General features: G+C 65.2%; 3 protein-coding genes. 1 reads left to right on the plus strand and 2 read right to left on the minus strand.

The genetic code is table 11. The features are described 5' to 3' along the window. Window positions 1-1,318, minus strand: a 1,318-nt coding sequence (locus tag EN964_RS29485) for an NAD(P)/FAD-dependent oxidoreductase (protein ID WP_164776071.1), incomplete at its 3' end; no start/stop codon positions are given. Window positions 1,319-1,333: 15 nt separating this feature from the next. Then, complete coding sequence (locus EN964_RS29490; RefSeq protein WP_127271588.1) at window positions 1,334-2,125, minus strand: cyclase family protein; 792 nt, start codon at window positions 2,123-2,125, stop codon at window positions 1,334-1,336. A gap of 119 nt (window positions 2,126-2,244) precedes the next feature. Between EN964_RS29490 and EN964_RS29495 the strand changes: the two genes are divergently transcribed. Continuing rightward, window positions 2,245-3,340: NAD(P)/FAD-dependent oxidoreductase (locus tag EN964_RS29495; RefSeq protein ID WP_164776072.1), on the plus strand; the 1,096-nt coding region annotated here is incomplete at its 3' end.

The raw sequence follows: 3,340 nt of genomic DNA on the forward strand, positions 1-3,340 counted from the left end.
CGATATGGCTGGCGAGGATCGCTTCAGCGCGATCGGCATAGGCTTCGCGCAGCACATCGGTCCATTGCCCGTCCGCTGGTGCCTGCAGCTTGCCGGCGGCGTCGCCCTTGATGTGGCGAGGCGCCTCGGGTAGTTGCAGCCAGAGGACCGCCTTGCCTTCCGGGCAGCGCGACGGGTCGAGCGCATGCGGCTGGCCAACACAGATGGTCGGCACCTCCGGCAGCATACCGCGCGCCGCCTCGTTGCAGGCTTTCGAGACGTCATCCAGCCCAGGCGTCAGATGCAGCAGTGCCACCTTGTCCAGGCCTTCGCCCCGCCATGCTGGCGATTTGTCCAGGGCGTAGTGGATCTGGAAATTGCCTTTGCCATAGCGGTATTTCCGCGTCGCCTCGACATCGGCTTTGGGAGCATCCGCGCCAAGCAGCCTGCCATAGAGCTGCGTCGGGGTGACCGAGCAGATGACGCTCTTGTTGGCCGTGATTGTCTCACCCGAGGCCAGCAGCACGCCGGTTGCCCGGCCATTGCTTTGAACGATCGAAGCGACGTCGGCGCCGGTGCGGATGTCGCCGCCGCGTTCCCGGATCAAAGCCTCGAAGGCCGCCAGCAGGTTCTGCGCGCCACCCTTGACGATCGGCGCGCCCGCCGCCTCAAGCGCGAAAGCGATAACCCTGGCGATCTGGCCGGAGAACGCATCTTCAGGGCCTAATCCAGCATGCAGTACCCAGGGTGCCCACAACGCACGGATGGTTTCGGACTGGTAGGTGCTTTCGAGCCAGCCGCGCGCCGGCACGAGTGCCTCGCCGAGAAAGGCGGCAAGGCCACGCGGGCCACGGCGCCAGCCATCACCGGCCAGCAGCTTCGCTGTCGGATAGGACCACAGGCTGCCGCCGAGCAGGCCGAACAGCAGGCCGGCATTGCGCTCGATGCCGCCGACATCATCCGCGTGGCGGTCGCCCTCGCCTGCCGCGATCGCATTAAGGGCGACGACGTTGGCGGCACGGTCGGTGCTGAGCACGGCATGGCTGCCGTCCGGCCGCAGCACGCCGGTCGGCGTTCCCGTGTGGCAGAACTCCAGCCCGTGGCGCGCGAGGTCGGCGCCCAGTGCCGCAAAGGCCGGCGAGGTGATGAACAGCACGAAGGTCGTCGCCATCACGTCATGGATGAAGCCGGGCGCGGTGATCTCCTCGGTGCGCAGGCAGCCGCCGATGCGGTCGTTGCGCTCCAGGACGAGCACACGCGCCCCTTTGCCCCCGAGCATCGCCGCGCAGACCAGTGCGTTGATGCCGCTGCCGACGATGATGTGATCCGGCTGGGTCACGGCAAACGCTTTCGCTTAGCCCTTCGAAACCAGCGCCAGCGCGCGGATCGGGCTGCCGGTGCCATGTTCGATCTTGAGCGGCGCCGCGATCAGGATGGCGCCCTTCGGCGGCAGCTGGTCGAGGTTGCAGAGGCTGGCAAGACCGTAGCGGTTGGCCTTGTGCATCAGCGTGTGCGCCGGGAATGGCGGCTCCATGCCGCCGGCCTTGCCGGCATCCGTGCCGATCGTCTCCGAGCCCCAGCCCTTGATGTCCTTGCTGATCAGGAACTGGATGGCTTCGGCCGTCGGCCCCGGCGTGTGCGGCCCGGTCTCGTTGGCGTTGAGGAACTCGGCTTCCGAACCGTTGCGCTTGTACCAGTCGGTGCGCATCACCACCCATTCGCCAGCATTGATCGCGCCATGCTCGGCTTCCCAGGCCTTGATGTGGTCGACGGTGAGCAGGAAATCGGGGTCGGCGGCGGCTTCCTTCGAACAGTCGATGACATTGACCGGGCCGACGAAATTCTGCGCCGGAATGGTGTCGGTGGCGCCGTCCGGATAATCCTTGCCGCTGATCCAATGCTGCGGCGCATCGAAATGCGTGCCCGAATGCTCGCCGAGCTTCAGCCAGTTCCAGGCCCACCACGGACCGTTCTTGTCGTAACGGGAGATGTTGTGGATCTCGACCTTCGGCGTGTCGACGGCGAGTTCTGGCGGCAGCTTGATCAACGGCGTGTCCGGCCCGAGTGGCGCCGACAGGTCGACCACCTTGATGGCGCCTGAAAGAAGCTGGCCGGCGACTTCGCCGAGGAGTTTTTGGGTGTCCATGGTTTGAAGTTCCCTCTTTCGTGTGATGATCAAGGCTCGTCTCGGCCCTTAATATCCTACTAGACGAAAACATATGCATCTGCAATTATCTTTAAGCATAAAGGAAATGGGGACGAGGCGTGAGCGAGTTCGACGCCATCTTTGTCGGGGCGGGCCACAACAGTCTGGCATGCGCCGCGCATTTGGCGCTCAAAGGCTGGAAAACCGGGATTTTCGAGGGCAGTGCAACAATCGGCGGCGCCGTCCAGACACGCGAATTCACCCTTCCCGGCTTCCGCCACGATTTCGGCGCGATGAATCTGAGCCTCTTCGCCGGCTCGGCCTTCCACCGGAAATATGCAAATGAATTGAAAGCGCAGGGGCTGGAGTTCGCCCCGGTCGTCGACTGTTTCGCCAGCGCCTTCCCCGACGGACGCTGGTTCGGCGTCAGCAACGATCTGGAAAAGACCGCCGCGCGCATCGCCGCCTTCTCCGCCGCCGACGCCCAGACATGGCGCAGGCTGGTTGCCGCCTTCCCGGCTGAGGCCGAACACCTGTTCCGGCTGCTGGGATCGCCGATGCGCGCCAGCGCGCTTGCCGGCACGGCGTGGAACCTGTGGCGCAAGAAGGGCATGTCCGGGGCGCTCGATACGGGCCGGCTGCTGTTGTCCTCGCCCCGCGCCTGGCTGGAGGAGAATTTCGAGTCGCCGCATATCAGGGCAACGCTCGCCACCTGGGGCATGCATCTCGACTTCGCGCCCGACATCGCCGGCGGTGCCGTCTTCCCCTATCTGGAATCGATGGCCAACCAGAGTTTCGGCATGGTGCTGGGCAAAGGCGGCGCCGACACCATCATTAAGGCGCTGTCGGGCATGGTCACATCTGCTGGAGGCAAGATCGTCACCGGCGCCGGAGTGGCCGAGATCACGGTTTCCGCCGGCAGGGCGACCGGCGTGCGGCTTGCTTCCGGTGAGACCCATACCGCCACAAGGGCAGTCATTGCCGGCGTTGCGCCCAAGGCGCTGACTGGCAAGCTGCTGCCCAATGGTTCCGGCGACGCCGGCTTCGACTCGGCGATGCAAAAGTTCCGCCACGCACCGGGCACGATGATGATCCATCTGGCGCTGGACGATCTGCCCGACTGGCGTGCCGGAGCGGAGCTTCGGCAGTTCGCCTATGTGCATCTGTCGCCCTCGCTCGACGCCATGTCGCGCACCTATCAGCATGCGATGGCTG

The organism is Mesorhizobium sp. M7A.F.Ca.CA.001.10.2.1 (assembly GCF_003998575.1).
In the GTDB taxonomy this organism is placed as follows: Bacteria; Pseudomonadota; Alphaproteobacteria; order Rhizobiales; family Rhizobiaceae; genus Mesorhizobium.